This window comes from Pseudoalteromonas arabiensis (assembly GCF_001550155.1).
In the GTDB taxonomy this organism is placed as follows: domain Bacteria; phylum Pseudomonadota; class Gammaproteobacteria; order Enterobacterales; family Alteromonadaceae; genus Pseudoalteromonas; species Pseudoalteromonas arabiensis.
In genome coordinates this window covers 208,897-224,809 of sequence record NZ_LRUF01000024.1, presented here as the reverse complement: position 1 = coordinate 224,809, position 15,913 = coordinate 208,897, and the positions used below count along the sequence as shown (strand labels likewise).

Here is a 15,913-nt window from a genome sequence, read left to right as displayed (position 1 = left end):
TATAATTTTCCCTAAATTAATAACTAACCGTATATGGCTCAACATCACAGTTAAGCTTATAGCTCTTTAATACGCTGCAAACTTGTGTAAGTTCATCGCTTTGAGTTTCAGAAAACGCGGCTGAGAGAACAAACTCTTTATCACTTTTTTTGATATAAAAAGGATCTAAAATAGCGAGTTCTGATAATGGTTTTTTCACAAGATAAAGATATGTTTTTAAGATAGCGAGTGATGAAAACTGCCCTAACTTAGCAATGTAACCATCTTTTACTTGTTTAGGCTTTAATACTAGATCAGCGCCAACAACAACTTCGCCACCAGCTGATAAGTTAAGGGTCACATGTTGGTTATCTTTTAATGATTTTTTGTCTTTATATTCATCATCTATCACTGCTTTATATTCGCCTGGGCGAAGGTCTGTAAACAAGTAATAGCCATCATACGCGGCTTGGGTTTGCGACACCTTTTTCCCTGTTTTATCAATGAGTGAGATGTTCGCAAACGGTTGCACTTTCATATTTTCATCTTGCGCAACATACACAACCCCTTCAACTTCACTGCTGTTGTTGAGCGCTATATCAATATATTCTATAAATCCGGCTCTGGGAGTAACAGAAAAACCATCATTAGCAGCGACCAAAAATGGGTCTGGAAAACTATCGGGATCAATAACAATATCGGTCGTTCTATTCGCAGGCATACTCGTTAGCAATGCGATGCCGTTTTCATCAGTGACTGCTTGACGATAATTTTGCACACCTTTGACTTTAACACCTGCAATCCCATGCTCACTTTCATCCTTGATACCATTGTTATTGGCATCTAAGTAAACGTGAGCCATCAGAGTACCTGAGCGTGCTAAACTTCGTTTGCTAGAAAAGATACCAGTGCCTTGGCTAGCATAACCTAGGCTAAAGCGGCTAAATAACCCTACTCGCCAACGATCTTCACTGTCGTAGTTAAGATTACTATTTAGGCTAAATCTATCAGATTGCCAATTAAGTCCAATCTCCGCTGACTTTACATCATCGATAAGCGAGTTGCGAAGTGTCAATTCACCTTGCAACTGTGATGTTAAGCTACGATTAAATTGGGCCTCATATGACTGAATAGAGTGCTGAGGACTCATACTGTAATCCAGACTAAAGCGGCTAAAAACTTGGCCAAATCGCCCTTGGAGTCGAACGTTACCCAACAAGATAGAGTCATCGAGCCTGCTGTCTTTTTGCCAACTCAAGCGGTGATTAAAGGAAAAGCCTGAGTAAGCATAGTTCATGATATTCTCGAGCTTTAGGCTGTCATATCGGCTATCAATATCAGTGTAATAAGCGTTGTTTTGATAGTTAAGTCGACCGTATTGATTTTGAAAGACCTCTCCAGAGATATTAAATTCATAATTGCTTGATGAACTCATTCTTTGCTGGCTGCTTTGACGATTAATTAAACGCTCTCGTTCTGATGCACGAAACCTTAACGCTTGCTCGGCAATTTGCCCTCTTGCGGTAAACTCAAGCTCGCTTTCATCTTCATTGTTTTGCTCGTAATCTAGGTTAATTAACAGGCGGTCAAAAAGGCTCACATTACTACCGATCGCTAGGTTTTGAGTGTCATCTTTATACTCACTTTTTAAACCCGCTATACCGCCATACACTGAGATATTATCTGTTAATGCTGTATCGTAACGACCAGAAAACAACCAGCCTGGGTTTTCAACATAATAATTCGATTGGTTAAATAGCTGGTGCCCTTGCTCTGTGATTGAGAATTCATAAAACGACTCTCCCGCAGACAAGCTAGTGCCATCAATCAAGTATTGTTCAGTCTTTCGCTCCACTTGACCTTGCGGTCCATAAAAAATAAGCTCAAAGTTATTGGCGCCATACAGTAAGTCTACATTTTCAAATATATACCTACCGTCATTAAGACTAAGTAGCTGATTAATTAAAACACCATTTTGATACAACTCGACATCCCAGCCGGGTTGGATATTGCCAATGATGTTAACCTGATTAGTATTAACGGGCTTAAATAGCGGTTTGTTAGTTACTTTTGCACCGCGAGCATAATTGCTATTAAAACGGTTCCCTATTTGCGTTGCCAGTACATCACCAAACTCAATTCTATTTGCAGCTAAAGGGCCAAGTAGCTCTGAATTTAAGTCTTCACGGCTAAATGTGAGTCTTGAATCAGTAAGTAAGTCACCATCACGACCCGCAAAGTAGTATTCAGCATTTAAGTAAGCAAGATCATTAGCACCAAGAATAGAGTATCCCGCAGAGCTTTGTTGATCATCTGCTGTCATGCTAATTTGGATATCTGCCATAGGAGAGGACACAGCTTGATATGGGCTTTCTTTCCACGGTAGTGTTGGCTCAGAGTAACGTGCTGTTTGGCTTAGCTCTCTTTTCTGCCGAGCTAAGCGTGCTTCTATGGGTAATCGTGCGTCAGAGTTTATGTAAAGTTCAAGTGTTGAGTAGTCTACAGCCATTGTTAAATCAAACACTTGCTCAAGTAATGTTGAAGCAACAAAAATATCTTGCTGATCAACGTGTAACTGTTCTTGAGCTATTGAAAATGTCCGACCTTTAACGGTTATGGTCATTTTTGTTGTATCAAGCACAAAGGTATTTTCTGGATTAATAAACCAGCCCTTAGCAATACCTGTATGACCATTTACATCAATTACGAACTCTACGGTTTCAGAGAAGCTCAGCAAGTCGACCCATATTCCTTGCTGACTTTTAACAGCTAATACTTCTCCTAAGTAGCTACGCTTTAAGTAAGCTGAAAAAAACAACAACTCCCCAACAGGGATCCCTTCCCCATTCATTTTTTTATTGAAATCTGTTGCTGTTGCCTGAGAATCAGCGCTTTCTCTTTCAGAAGCTTTTAACTGTTGTAACTGCTGCTGCATTTTCTTTAATGAAGCAAATACAGCCTGATAATTTTTTTCAGCTGCGACGGGGGCGCCAGTGGCAAACATTAAAAGACAAAATAAGAGACGTTTCATTTACTGCAAAGAATTAAAATGCTGAGACGTGAAGGTCGTCGTTTTAGTCGAAAAAACTTGCCCTTGATACTCTTTCAACCCCGAGTAAGTGATGCGTATTTGGCTATTTTCTTGTAGCTTCATATTATCAAATAAGGGCAAAGTTAAAGAAACGTTATCAAGCTCAGGATAAATGCTGAAGTCATTTACCATAGCAATTTTTTGCTCTTCTTTACTTCCTGATAGAGTTTGAAAAACTTCCACTTTTCCGAATGAACTATAATCGCCAGAATGATTAAGGCTAATGCCAAGTGATGGTTTTGCATCATTTGTTAAGTATTTTACTGAAGCAATATCAACCTCAGGTAGCGCAGTTCCCTGTCTTAAGATCACAGGAATTGAATAACTTAAAACCATGTCTAAACGAATACCAAAGCTTTTACTATTACTTTTATGTTCATTGGGTAGCGCTTTAAAGACCAAGTGAGAACGATATTCTTTATCTGCCAGACCTTTAGCTTTGCGAAGGGCTATTTTCACAACCTGCCTTTCTCCCGGCGCTAACCTCACTTGAGAAGGACTCAAACGCATCATACTGGCCAGTGAATTAGGGTTAACCTGATCGTCGGTCAGCGTTATATAGCCACCTTGCGGCTTCGCTACTTTCTCTTGCCATTCAAGGCGGTAAGTTTTGCTCTCATTAGAGTTATTTACCACAATAACTTTAGCGACTCGTTGCCTGTCATCAAATGCAATACGTGTTGGCGAGATCAATAAGTTTGCATATACAGCAACACTATGAAAGGTTAGTAAAACAATAAAGCAGTATAGAAAGTATCTGTACTTCATAAAATTCCATTAAAAGTCTACGGTTAATGAGACGGTTGCATCATAATAACCATCATTATAGCTGCTACCATCACCACTTGTGCTTATCTGCCCACCCACCGTTAATACAGCACTGCCGTATGAGTCAGTGACCAAGGTAGGGTTATAAATCAATCGATTGAGATAAAAGCGTTGGTTATTGTGTAAATTACTAAGTGGTTGGTTATTCACATTATCACTAATGGTAACTTGTATTCTTGCTCCATAGCCTTCAAACAATAACTCGGCAGCGCGCCCTTGTTTAACAACATAAATACTGTTGCTGCTCGCGCTAGTATTGCTTGGCAAAACAGTGACAGAGCTAACACTTGAGTTGTCTGTAATAGCCAGTAGACCAAAGCTAAGTGGTTCAAGCTCAGTTATTGCTTGTTGTGCAACAGAGCCTGCGCTCAATAAAAGAGCACTTAATAGACAAAAATGCGTACGCATAAGTTATGCCTGCTAACACTTAGCAGGCACTCTATGTTAGTAATCTAATTGCAGTGTAAATGTACCGCTATAAGTACCATCAATATAATCGAGAGCCGGAGTTGTGGCATCTGTTGTTAGTGTTCCACCCACATTGAATGTTGCCTCACCATTGGCATCTACTTGAATTGTGGTTGTGGCTGCAGAGTTAGGGTTTGCACCAGTTAATACATAATAAGTAGGCGAAGCTAACACAAAGCCTGCAGTGCCAGCTGGTGCTGAATCAGGTGCTATGGCCGTCTCAGTTGGGTTTGTGATGTTTAAGGTTGCAAAAGGTGATACACCTGAAACACTGAATGACGCTGGTGTACCAGGTACAAGGATAGCAATTTCAGCTAAGGCAGCATTTGTGCTGGCTGTCGTCGCAGATGTTGCTGGGTTAGCAGATAACACTAACGTTGCTGTTTCTGTCGACGCTGTATCTGCTTTGGCGCGAATTGTACCAAAATCTAGGTCGCTGTCTTTTTGCAGTGTAAATGCGTTTTGTACCGTTACACCGGCTTGAAAAGTAGTTTGCTCAGCAACAACGTTGAACGTTAAAAGTGCTGATGAGGTCATGAGTGCTGCTATCTTTATTGAGTTTTTCATATGCATTCCTAAGATATGATAAAAAGTTTCAACCTTTTATTCAGGTTAAATTAAGTATCGGCAAAATGCATTATTTTATTAGGAAAAAATGTACTTTTTTTATTGTTTTAAATCAAAAAGAGTAAAACGATAAATTACAAATCAACACCTTTAAATTCTGTGGTCTCACAATGGCTATAAATAAGTTCAAAAACTTGGCAGAGTTTGTTCGCCTCTTGCTCTGTTTGTAGCGGCCCAGCGACAAGGCTATAAAGTGTTTTAGAAGCTGATGATTGCGTATTCATTTTATAACTAAGCATATTATAAAGATTAGGATAACGATTTTTAAGTTGGCCTAATTGGGCTCTCACTCCCCGCTCAACTAAGTAACTGCCAATTTTCACACCATGAGTAGGTGATGCTGTGTTTGTGACTTCATTCAAATTTTGATTTACCGTTGTAGACACCTGCTCAGTGCTACCATAGCTAACAACTTTAGGATCGCTTTGCAGCTTTTTAGGTAATTTATCAACGTCAACTTGTACCGCAAGTGCTTGTATCAGCATCAACAAATCAGCTTCAATGGTATTTAAATGATCTATTTGTTCTTTTTTAGTATCCCACTCAACTAAAAGTTGTTGAAGCTCCTCACGATTAATATCTGACTCTTCATAAGAGTTTGAATCTGAGAAACTACACGCCTGTAGTAAAATAAAAAGTGTAAAGACAATAAACCGACTCATTAAAAAGCTCACCCTAAAAAACGACTCTACTTCCAAGCAAAAAAAGTGCCATTATAGCACTTGTACCTGTCGAATTTCAGATAGAAAACCATTCTTTGAATAAAAACTAAAAGTTCACTCGGTTATCTGTATAGCTACTTACCCAGCAATCAATCCCTTGGCGCTTAATAGCCTCACAGTCAGCTTTCGCGTTCTTCAAATATTTATAACCGCCAAATTTCAAACGATAGTAGGTATGCTGATCTATATCTGCAACTTCCATATTCAAAATTGGGGATCCCTGAAAAATATGGGGGGCAAGTCTTTGCATTTTTCTAAGTGCAATCGCTAAGCTTTTTTCACTATTAACTGACGCAAGTTGAAGAGCAAATAAGTAGTTATGCTGGGCGCTTATTGACCCTGAGCTCTGAACATCCCTCGTCTTGACTGCTGATAAATGTGTTGGGGGATCAATCGAAGCTGAACCGCTGGTGTGCATATTTGCGTTTAGAAAAAAAGGCGAATCAAATTGCTCACCCACAAAAGTAACCACCTTGATAGAGGCACTCAAAGCGGCTAATTTACTATTTTGAAGAGATACTAGAGAATCACTGCTGCAACCAGACACAAATAGTAATACCAACAAACACACACTATGTTGCAAAGGCTTTATGCAATGTTTAATAAACATGATTCTAAAATATACCATTGTCAATTTGCTTGTTCACAGGGCTGACTGCGCGCATGTGTTTTTCACCTTTAAGTGCACTAAAAGTTAAACTTAATTTAAAGAATCTCGCGTACTATTTTTGTTATATTTTAGTACCGTACTTTATTAGCCATAACAAAAACTTATTGCTTAAGTTTTCATATTAGATGACCTAAAGCAATAAAAATTAATTTCGTTAAAGGTATTTTTACAAAGTATAGCTTAATTTAGCTACCCTTTGCTGCTTGGTAAGTGCTTTACTTAACTTTCATATTAACAACACGTTAAGATAAAGATATATCAGAAAAGTCCTCAATTGAGTAATAATCAACAATTACATCTGTTATGTAAATAATAAAAAAGTGCCATATAGGCACTTTTTATTAACTTTGATTACTTATACTAAACAGTTATTTAGCTAGCGACTTTATAAACTCTGTCAACTCGCCTTTAAATTCATCACGGCGTAAGGCAAATTCAACAATCGCTTTCAAATAACCAATTTTGCTGCCGCAATCATGGCTTTTGCCTTTCATTGAATACGCATCCACGGTTTCTTTTTCCATAAGCATAGCAATGGCATCCGTTAGCTGGATTTCATCGCCTGCCCCTGCTGGCGTTTTAGCAAGCAATGGCCAAATATTCTTGCTTAACACATAACGGCCAACCACAGCTAAATTTGATGGTGCTTGATCGACAGGCGGCTTTTCAACCATATTTAGAATTGCAGCACTTTCACCTTGCTTAATTTTGGCATCACCTAAGTCAACAACACCAAATTTATCAACTTCATTATGCGGTACTGGCTCAACCATTATTTGGCTTTCACCGGTATTTTCAAAGCGGGCGATCATTTCAGCTAAGTTGTCTTTTTTAAGGTCGCTCGCCACATCGTCAATAATGACATCAGGTAATATAACAACAAATGGCTCGTCACCAATAATCGGTGCAGCACAGTTAATTGCGTGTCCTAACCCCTTTGCTTCCCCTTGACGTACCTGGATAATCGTAACGCCTTTTGGGCAAATAGACTGTACCTCAGCAAGTAGCTGACGTTTTACACGTTTTTCAAGGGTTGCCTCTAATTCAAAGCTAGTGTCAAAATGGTTCTCGATCGAGTTTTTACTCGAATGCGTAACAAGAACAATTTCTGTAATCCCTGCTGAAATCGCTTCATTTACAACGTATTGAATCAAAGGACGGTCAACAATAGGCAACATTTCTTTCGGTATGGCTTTTGTTGCCGGTAACATGCGCGTACCAAGTCCAGCAACTGGGATCACTGCTTTCATGATTTCTCCTTAACTTTATTATTCTTAAACTGAAAACGGATATTTAATCGCATCATGGCATTGATAGCCAACGACTTCAAAATCATCTTTAGTAACCCATGTTTCTATATCGTCCAGCGATTTTATCTTTGGGTTAATCTTCAGTTCTGGCGATGCAAATGGCTCACGCTTTAGCTGTACATCACGCATCAACTCTAACTGGTTCTCATAGATGTGCGCATTGGCAATTTTATGATACGCCTTACCAGCTTTATGACCGGTAATTTGCGCAACCAAAGCTAACAATACAAAGCATTGAATTTGATTAAAATTCAATCCAAGCGGCACATCACAGCTGCGTTGGTATGAGGTTAAGTATAGGGTATCACCTAACAAAGAAAAGGTGTGGGTATGCATGCAAGGACGTAAGCAACCAAGTTCAAACTCACCTGGGTTATAAAAAGTGATAATTTCACCACGGTCGTCAATGCCTTTTGATAAGTTATCGATGACCTTTTTAAGCTGATCAAGGTGGCTACCATCAGGGCGTTGCCAACTGCGGCCTTGAACACCGTAAACACGCCCCATGTCGTCTTCGCCACGACGATGTGGGTTATCAAGCCACGCTTTGTTTTCGTTCGCATTCGCGTTCCATGTCATGCAGCCAATGTCACGAAACTGCTTAGCACTGTCATAACCGCGTAAATAACCTAAAAGCTCAGCAATAGCCGCTTTATAAAAACTTTTACGCGTTGTGATGAGCGGAAACTTATTATTTGCCACATCATATTCAAGGTCGGCATTAATTACGGTTAAACACTTAGTGCCTGTGCGCTTATTTTCTACCCACACACCTTCATCAACAATGCGTTGACATAAATCTAAATACTGTTTCATTGCTATGCTCTTGTTATGCTTTGCTAGGGACGCGTTGCTGCGGCTTTTTATAGGCCCATATTATCAAACCTAGACCACCAATTACCATTGGTAGCGAGAGTATTTGACCCATCGAAATCACACCGGCAAATAAACCTAAGTGAGCGTCTGGCTCACGGAAATATTCAACAATGAACCTAAACGTGCCGTAACCCAATAAGAAAACACCAGCAACACTACCCGCTGGACGTGGCTTTTTAATAAACCACTGCAGGATTAAAAATAACACCAAGCCTTCTAAAAATGCTTCGTAAAGTTGTGACGGATGACGCGGCTCTGGCCCACCCGTTGGGAATACAAATGCCCAAGGTACGTCAGTCACTCGGCCCCAAAGCTCACCATTTATAAAGTTACCAATGCGCCCTGCTAATAAGCCTAACGGTACCAGTGGTACGACAAAATCACCTACCTCGAAAAGTGACTTTTTACGCGTCCATGCAAATATTGCTATTGCAGTGATAACACCAAGGGTTCCACCGTGAAAAGACATGCCTCCTTGGTCGATTCTGAATAAATAAAGAGGATTTTCAATGAAGTAGCTAAACTGATAAAACAATACATAGCCTATTCGGCCACCAAGAATAACCCCTAACATCCCGTAAAAAAGTAAGTCGCTAACCTGTTCTTTAGTCCACCCTGAGTTTGGTTTTGCAGCTTGACGGTTAGCAAGCCACATCGCTAACGCAAAACCAATTAAGTACATTAAGCCGTACCAACGCACGCTGAGGGGTCCTACTGAAAAAATAACCGGATCAATATCTGGAAATTGAAGAGCCATAAAAATAAAAACCTTTAACTAAACACCATTTTAAGTGCAATTATTACAAGTAATAACGCGAATACTTTTTTTATTGTTGTCACCGGCAGGTAATGAGTGGCTTTAGCACCTATAGGCGCTATTAGCGACGAAGTAACCACGATGCCTAGTAACGCAGGCAGATATACAAATCCCGCAAAACCATCACTCAAAGAAGTCACCTGCCAACCTGCTGATACATAACCAACTGAGCCAAATAACGCAATGACAATACCACAAGCCGCAGCACAACCGATGGCCTTTTTTATATCTACAGAGAAATAATGCAGTAACGGCACAATGAGTGCGCCACCACCAATACCGATTAAACCCGATAGCGCGCCCATTATGGCACATAAAAAACCAAGAATAGGACCCTGTGGTAAAGATTTTTCACTTGCCGCTTTTTTTCGTGTTGATAACACCATACGCAGTGCAATAAACACAACACTTCCTGCAAACACAAAACGTAATAATTGTTCGGGAATTAAACTCGCTGCAAACCCACTGATAAGGGCACCAATGCCCACCCCAGTCATAACCCAAGGCGCTATTTCCCAAGGGACGTTAGCATTGCGATGATGAGCAAACGCTGAAGAAGTTGATGTAAAAATAATAGAAGCAAGCGATGTAGCAATGGCAATCACTAATACATGCTCAGAATCAGCCACATTAAAAGCCACTAGTAATGCGCTCAGCGCAGGCACAATAATTAAACCACCGCCGATACCAAGCAGTCCTGCTAAGAAGCCAACAACACTGCCTAAAATTGCGCAGTAAGCCATCAAAAGTATTACATCATGCATAAAACACTCATATATTCACTTTGTTATATACATATATTAAACTAATATATATACCCAAACCACCTCAAGATGCGAGTTTCAGTTGGAATTAAAAGCGATTTAGGCAAGGCATTGATTGCAAGTAATAGTGGTTCTATTGTTAAAATCAATAACGCAGTATAAATCGCTTTTAAACCAACCCTTTGGGCATTTCACAGGCACCTACTCTCATCGTTGTTACTTCTTAAAAGGGACTGCCATTGTTGCAAAGTAACGCCTTGATATTAAGCACCTGTGAAACGCTGAATTCTACATCTTGAGGTGGCTTGGGTATAGGTGCTTCACAGCACAATTTCCGATCATGTATGCTCTTGGCTAGGTGTGTAAAATAACTCACCGAGTTGATGTTCAATCATAAAATTTCGGGTCAAGCGTAATACGTGCTTGGCGGTAGGTTGAATAAGACACTGCTGAAGTAAGTGTTCCATATCACTGACTTTAAGACGCCGTAATACAAACTTAATTTTACTAATCGATGCATAGTTCATACTTAAACGACGATAGCCCATTGCTATCAGTAATAAGGCGCCTTCGGGGTCTCCCCCAAGCTCACCACACAAACTAAATGGCAATTCATGGTTTTGACACTCTTGCGCTACTTTAAGCAATACTCTGAGCACACTTGGATGATACGGGTTAAATAACTCTGCAACACGTGCATTTGAACGATCAACTGCGAGCATATATTGCGTTAAGTCGTTGCTGCCCACAGAGCAAAAATCGACTTTTTGCGACCATTCTTCAAGCATAAAGACGCTAGAGGGTACTTCTAACATCACGCCTATTTCTGGGCGCTCAATTGCTTGCTCTGGAAATTGCTCTTCAAGCTCAAAATAAGCCTGCTCTAAAAGCTTAAGTGACTCTTCAACCTCTTCTGTTCCGCTAATCATAGGCAACATTATTTTTAAATTACCCAAGCCTATATTCGCTTTAAGCATAGCTTTGAGTTGATCTAAAAAGAGCTCAGGATGATCAAGCGTCACGCGAATACCACGCCAACCTAAAAATGGGTTTTCTTCACTGATATTGAAGTAGTCTAAAACTTTATCGCCACCAATATCTAACGTGCGCATCACCACAGGATTGGGGTGATAACATGTTAGCACCTCTCGATACCAATGTTCTTGATCTGATTGAGACGGGAATTGGCCTTTTTGCATAAACCAAGCTTCAGTTCGATATAAACCAACACCGTCACACAAGCGTTTATTATCATGCTCGGTATTCATCTCAAGGCCGGCGTTTAAAAGCAAGCTGATATGTTCACCGTCTAAGGTAATGGCCTCAAGATCTTGCTCAGCTAAAAAGCGATCATTTAAAAGGGCTTCTTGGTATTTAAGCTGACTGTATTTATCGTGCAGTGATTGTGATGGAGAAATATACAAACGCCCTGCGTAAGCATCTAAAATCATCGGTTTTCCATCGAACTGCAATAATGGTAGATCTTCAATGCCCCAAATAGCAGGGATCCCCATTGCACGAGTCAAAATAGAGGCATGACTATTTGCAGCCCCATTAACACTCACAACCCCTGCTAAATGCCCTTTGGGTACTTCGGCAAGCATAGCGGGTGTTAACGTACTGGCAATTAAAATCGTATCTTGGGGGTATGGTTTAGCTGCATATTCAGTGTTGACTAGATGATGCAACACGCGTAAACCTATGTCTTTTACGTCAACGGCCCGTTCTTTGATGTAAGGGTCTTGCATGGCATTAAACTGTGCAACTAATTTTTCAATCACAATTTTCAACGCGCTTTTTGCGCTCCAGCCCTGTTGTAACTGAGCTTCAACATTCTGCCCTAAGCTTTTGGCATCAAGTAATTGTTGGTAAACATCAAAGACTGCTAACGCTTCTTTAGGAATTGAATCGCTTAACGTCATAGACAGCGTATTAAATTCATTGCGGGTTGCTGCAACAGCTTGCGTGAAAAGTTTACGTTGTGTGCTTACATCCTCATCTTTTTGTAACTCTATTGAGCTAAAATCAAGCTTAGGTAGTACAACAAATGCTTGGCCTATAGCAATCCCTGGGGCGCTCGAAACGCCTTTTAATACCGAGGTTTGATGTGAAAACTCATCGAGCCTAAGCACTTCTTTAATTTCAGCATGAGCAAGTTGTGAGGCAAGTTGTGCAGACAAAGTAATTAAAAAGGACTCTTCATCTGGACTAAATACACGGGCAAGCTTTTGCTGTACAACAATGACACCCAAGACCTTTTTTTGATGTACAACAGGCACTGACAAGAAAGCATTGTAACCTTCTTCATTGACCTCTGGAGAGAGTTTAAAACGCGGGTGAGACTTTGCAAAAGCAATATTTATAGGCTCTTCACGCTGAGCAACAAGGCCAACGAGCCCTTCTGTAAAACCGATACGAAACTTACCGACTGCATCAGGGTTGAGACCTTGCGTGGCCATTAATACAAAGTTGTCTTGGCTATAATCGGCAAAATAAATTGAGCAGCACTGTGTTTGCATGGCTTCTTTTACCATTTTCACAAAACACGCCAGCGCACTGTCTAAGTCCGCTTGTTGCGACACAGCCTCAGCAATGGATCTGAGCGTGGCTAACATGATGCTGCTCCTTGTATTTAAATAAAGTGACCTTTATCGTCTCTGTCGCCAATTCTCTTTATGTTGTTCTCGTTTGTTAAATGGCATAGCTAATGGTGCAAACTCTTTCATTACACGGCGATAAACATCGCGCTTAAATGATACAACTTGTCGCACAGGATACCAATAACTCACCCAACGCCAATCATCAAACTCGGGGTGATGGGTTTTAAGTAAGTCTACATCTTCGTCTTTACAGCGTAGTTTGAGTAAAAACCATTTTTGCTTTTGTCCAATACACACAGGACTTGAGTCTCTGCGAATTAAACGTTTGGGTAATTTATAACGTAACCAATGTTTTGAACTTGCAACGATTTCAACATCTTCAGGAAGCAAGCCTACTTCTTCGTGTAATTCTCTGTACATGGTTTGCTCAGCCGTTTCACCATCGTCCACACCACCTTGGGGAAATTGCCAAGAGTGCTGACCGTAGCGACGAGCCCAAAATACTTGTCCCTGATTATTGCAAATCACAATTCCGACATTGGCACGAAAACCTTCGGCATCAATCACCTTAGTGCCTCATTTGTAAGTCGATTTTTATTGATTGTTCCACATAACCTGCGATACAGCAAACACTATTACATCTAACATCCTGCAAGATATAAAATAATGTTTTTAACAAATCCACATAATCAATACCTTACAATTCTATTCTTATAAAAATAGGTCTTTTACACAAAATAGCTATTTACAACAGCATTTCAACCACCTTACCCACAGCTTGTGCATAACTTTTATAAAACATGGCTATTTTGCAAACAAATCCACAATAGGGCATTCTAAAATGCAGTTTCTCCACAGAAACTGTGGATAAACGTGTTTATATATCTGTATTTATACAAACAACTTATTCATTTCTTAATCCCACATGAGACTTCAACAAACTAAAGCATATAAATTTCAATGGGTTAAAAGTTAAGAAGTATTTTTCTTAGTGTTGGTTTTTAGCTCACTTCAACCATGAGCAAAAAACACCCAAACACAAAGATATCCACTAAGGCGCGCATTTGCTATCATGATATGGTTAATTAAACAACCAAATAAACGCCTTATGCGACCAATAAAACCTGCCTCTATAAACGAATTAATGCAACGAGTTGATGTCATAGCTGGCCTCACACTAGGGCAATTAGCTGAGCAGTACCAGTTCAAAACCCCTGACGATTTACTACGTGAAAAAGGCTGGACCGGCCAACTAATCGAATATGTACTTGGCGCAACAGCGGGCTCTAAACCAACACCTGATTTTGAAGATCTCGGCATTGAGCTTAAAACTCTGCCAATCTCATTTAAAGGAAAGCCACTCGAAACAACCTTTGTTTCTGTAACACCGCTACTGAATGTAACAGGCATGACTTGGCAGCAAAGTACGGTACGTAAAAAGCTCAATCATGTTTTGTGGCTACCGATTTTAGGCGAGCGCGAAATACTGCCTTTTCACCGTACTATTGGCAGTGGCTTTTTATGGCAGCCAAGCGCAGAGCAAGATGCCCTTTTACAACGTGATTGGGAAGAACAAATGGAGCTAATCGCCTTGGGTCGCGTGGAAGAAATTTCGGGTCATTTGGGCGATGTTATGCAAATAAGACCAAAAGCTGCTAATAGCAAAGCACTGACCGATGCAATTGGCCCAAATGGCCAGATAGTACAAACCTTACCCCGTGGTTTTTACTTAAAAACCAGCTTCACCGGCGAGATCCTAAAACAACAATTTCAGCTATAAAAAAACCTCCGAAGGAGGTTTTTAAAGTCTTGATAAGCTAAGCCAGATTACTGACCTTTAACCTCTTTAAGACCGTTGTAAGGTGCTTTTTCACCTAATACTTCTTCAATGCGAAGTAATTGGTTGTACTTAGCAATACGGTCAGAACGGCTTAATGAACCCGTTTTGATTTGACCTGCCGCAGTACCTACTGCTAAATCAGCAATTGTTGCATCTTCTGTTTCACCTGAACGGTGTGAGATAACAGCTGTAAAGCCTGCGTCTTTAGCCATTTTGATAGCAGCAAGCGTTTCAGTTAATGAACCGATTTGGTTGAACTTGATTAGGATTGAGTTAGCAATACCGTTATCAATACCACGCTTTAAGATCTTCGTGTTAGTTACGAAAAGGTCGTCACCTACTAATTGTACTTTGTCGCCAATTAGTTGTGTTTGGTGTGCGAAACCATCCCAATCAGACTCATCTAAGCCGTCTTCAATTGATACAATTGGGTATTGCTCAGTAAGGCCTTTAAGGAAGTGGTTAAATTCTTCAGACGTGAATTTTTTACCTTCGCCTTTAAGGTCGTAGATATTTGCTTCTTTGTCGTAGAACTCAGATGCCGCGCAGTCTAGCGCTAGTGTGATATCTTTACCAAGCTCATAACCTGCATTTGCAACAGCCACCTTGATTGCAGCAAGTGCCGCTTCGTTTGATTCAAGGTTTGGTGCAAAACCACCTTCATCACCTACTGATGTAGAATGACCTTCAGCTTTTAGCACTTTAGCTAAGCTGTGGAATACTTCAGCGCCCATGCGTAACGCTTCGCGGAAGTTTGTCGCGCCCACTGGCTGAATCATAAACTCTTGAATATCAACAGAGTTATCTGCGTGCTCACCACCGTTGATGATGTTCATCATAGGTAATGGCATAGAGTAAACACCTGGTGTGCCGTTAAGGTCTGCAATGTGCTCATAAAGCTCTACGCCTTTAGAGTTTGCAGCTGCTTTAGCCGTTGCTAAAGATACTGCTAAGATAGCATTCGCACCTAATTTTTCTTTGTTTTCAGTGCCATCTAAATCTAACATTACTTGGTCAACAGCTTGTTGATCAACTGCGTTTTGACCTTTAAGCGCTTCAGCGATTTCGTTATTGATATAGCCTACCGCTTTTAAAACACCTTTACCTAGGTAACGTGCTTTATCACCATCACGTAATTCAAGCGCTTCGCGAGTACCTGTTGATGCACCAGAGGGTGCTGCAGCACGGCCCCATGAACCATCAGCTAAATGTACATCAGCTTCAACAGTTGGGTTACCACGCGAGTCCATGATTTCGCGACCAATCACTTTTACGATTTCTGACATCTTGATTCCTCTTTTCCCGAAAATGGTGAGTTTGT

The 15,913-nt window shown here is 40.5% G+C and carries 14 protein-coding genes; 1 reads left to right on the top strand and 13 read right to left on the bottom strand.

Annotation, left to right across the window (positions count from 1 at the left end; all coding sequences use genetic code 11):
* Positions 1–16 precede the first annotated feature (16 nt).
* The 12 genes from PAARA_RS14220 to rppH form a co-directional block, all read right to left on the bottom strand.
* Positions 17–3,010 carry a fimbria/pilus outer membrane usher protein gene (locus PAARA_RS14220; RefSeq protein WP_062569681.1) on the bottom strand — a complete coding sequence of 998 codons (2,994 nt, stop codon included), beginning with the start codon at positions 3,008–3,010 and terminating at the stop codon, positions 17–19.
* Complete coding sequence (locus tag PAARA_RS14215; protein ID WP_062569680.1) at positions 3,011–3,838, bottom strand: fimbrial biogenesis chaperone; 828 nt, start codon at positions 3,836–3,838, stop codon at positions 3,011–3,013. It lies immediately after the preceding gene.
* A 9-nt stretch (positions 3,839–3,847) separates the two neighbouring features.
* Positions 3,848–4,306, bottom strand: a complete 459-nt coding sequence (locus tag PAARA_RS14210) for a DUF4402 domain-containing protein (protein WP_062569679.1) — start codon at positions 4,304–4,306, stop codon at positions 3,848–3,850.
* Positions 4,307–4,342: 36 nt separating this feature from the next.
* Positions 4,343–4,933, bottom strand: coding sequence for a DUF4402 domain-containing protein (locus tag PAARA_RS14205; RefSeq protein WP_062569678.1), 591 nt, complete (start codon positions 4,931–4,933; stop codon positions 4,343–4,345).
* A 134-nt stretch (positions 4,934–5,067) separates the two neighbouring features.
* Positions 5,068–5,655, bottom strand: coding sequence for an SPOR domain-containing protein (locus PAARA_RS14200; RefSeq protein ID WP_062569677.1), 588 nt, complete (start codon positions 5,653–5,655; stop codon positions 5,068–5,070).
* 106 nt (positions 5,656–5,761) lie between these two features.
* The gene (locus PAARA_RS14195) at positions 5,762–6,175 is read right to left on the bottom strand and encodes an SPOR domain-containing protein (protein ID WP_062569676.1); all 414 of its coding nucleotides are present in this window, start codon (positions 6,173–6,175) and stop codon (positions 5,762–5,764) included.
* A 578-nt stretch (positions 6,176–6,753) separates the two neighbouring features.
* On the bottom strand, positions 6,754–7,635 hold the full coding sequence (gene galU / locus PAARA_RS14190) for a UTP--glucose-1-phosphate uridylyltransferase GalU (protein ID WP_062569675.1): 882 nt from the start codon (positions 7,633–7,635) through the stop codon (positions 6,754–6,756).
* Between the two features lie 24 nt (positions 7,636–7,659).
* Entirely contained in the window at positions 7,660–8,511 is an 852-nt protein-coding gene (locus PAARA_RS14185) for a thymidylate synthase (RefSeq protein WP_062569674.1), read from the bottom strand.
* Positions 8,512–8,524: 13 nt separating this feature from the next.
* Positions 8,525–9,328: a prolipoprotein diacylglyceryl transferase gene (lgt, locus tag PAARA_RS14180; RefSeq protein WP_062569673.1), complete on the bottom strand. Its 804-nt coding sequence runs from the start codon at positions 9,326–9,328 to the stop codon at positions 8,525–8,527.
* Positions 9,329–9,342: 14 nt separating this feature from the next.
* Positions 9,343–10,152, bottom strand: coding sequence for a sulfite exporter TauE/SafE family protein (locus PAARA_RS14175; protein WP_062569672.1), 810 nt, complete (start codon positions 10,150–10,152; stop codon positions 9,343–9,345).
* A gap of 338 nt (positions 10,153–10,490) precedes the next feature.
* Complete coding sequence (gene ptsP / locus PAARA_RS14170; protein ID WP_062569671.1) at positions 10,491–12,767, bottom strand: phosphoenolpyruvate--protein phosphotransferase; 2,277 nt, start codon at positions 12,765–12,767, stop codon at positions 10,491–10,493.
* A gap of 33 nt (positions 12,768–12,800) precedes the next feature.
* Positions 12,801–13,319, bottom strand: coding sequence for an RNA pyrophosphohydrolase (gene rppH / locus PAARA_RS14165; protein ID WP_062569670.1), 519 nt, complete (start codon positions 13,317–13,319; stop codon positions 12,801–12,803).
* Positions 13,320–13,860: 541 nt separating this feature from the next.
* Here rppH and mutH point away from each other — a divergent pair.
* On the top strand, positions 13,861–14,532 hold the full coding sequence (mutH, locus tag PAARA_RS14160; RefSeq protein ID WP_062570030.1) for a DNA mismatch repair endonuclease MutH: 672 nt from the start codon (positions 13,861–13,863) through the stop codon (positions 14,530–14,532).
* 47 nt (positions 14,533–14,579) lie between these two features.
* Here the strand turns inward: mutH and eno are convergent, their stop codons facing one another.
* Positions 14,580–15,878, bottom strand: a complete 1,299-nt coding sequence (eno, locus tag PAARA_RS14155) for a phosphopyruvate hydratase (protein ID WP_062569669.1) — start codon at positions 15,876–15,878, stop codon at positions 14,580–14,582.
* Between the last annotated feature and the right edge of the window lie 35 nt (positions 15,879–15,913).

Excerpts from the sequence above, each read along its gene's own strand:
- ptsP (WP_062569671.1), bottom strand. The coding sequence starts at position 12,767 with ATGTTAGCCACGCTCAGATCCATTGCTGAGGCTGTGTCGCAACAAGCG.
- PAARA_RS14185 (WP_062569674.1), bottom strand. The coding sequence starts at position 8,511 with ATGAAACAGTATTTAGATTTATGTCAACGCATTGTTGATGAAGGTGTG.
- PAARA_RS14205 (WP_062569678.1), bottom strand. The coding sequence starts at position 4,933 with ATGAAAAACTCAATAAAGATAGCAGCACTCATGACCTCATCAGCACTT.
- PAARA_RS14210 (WP_062569679.1), bottom strand. The coding sequence starts at position 4,306 with ATGCGTACGCATTTTTGTCTATTAAGTGCTCTTTTATTGAGCGCAGGC.
- eno (WP_062569669.1), bottom strand. The coding sequence starts at position 15,878 with ATGTCAGAAATCGTAAAAGTGATTGGTCGCGAAATCATGGACTCGCGT.
- PAARA_RS14215 (WP_062569680.1), bottom strand. The coding sequence starts at position 3,838 with ATGAAGTACAGATACTTTCTATACTGCTTTATTGTTTTACTAACCTTT.
- PAARA_RS14220 (WP_062569681.1), bottom strand. The coding sequence starts at position 3,010 with ATGAAACGTCTCTTATTTTGTCTTTTAATGTTTGCCACTGGCGCCCCC.
- galU (WP_062569675.1), bottom strand. The coding sequence starts at position 7,635 with ATGAAAGCAGTGATCCCAGTTGCTGGACTTGGTACGCGCATGTTACCG.
- lgt (WP_062569673.1), bottom strand. The coding sequence starts at position 9,328 with ATGGCTCTTCAATTTCCAGATATTGATCCGGTTATTTTTTCAGTAGGA.
- PAARA_RS14200 (WP_062569677.1), bottom strand. The coding sequence starts at position 5,655 with ATGAGTCGGTTTATTGTCTTTACACTTTTTATTTTACTACAGGCGTGT.
- mutH (WP_062570030.1), top strand. The coding sequence starts at position 13,861 with ATGCGACCAATAAAACCTGCCTCTATAAACGAATTAATGCAACGAGTT.
- PAARA_RS14175 (WP_062569672.1), bottom strand. The coding sequence starts at position 10,152 with ATGCATGATGTAATACTTTTGATGGCTTACTGCGCAATTTTAGGCAGT.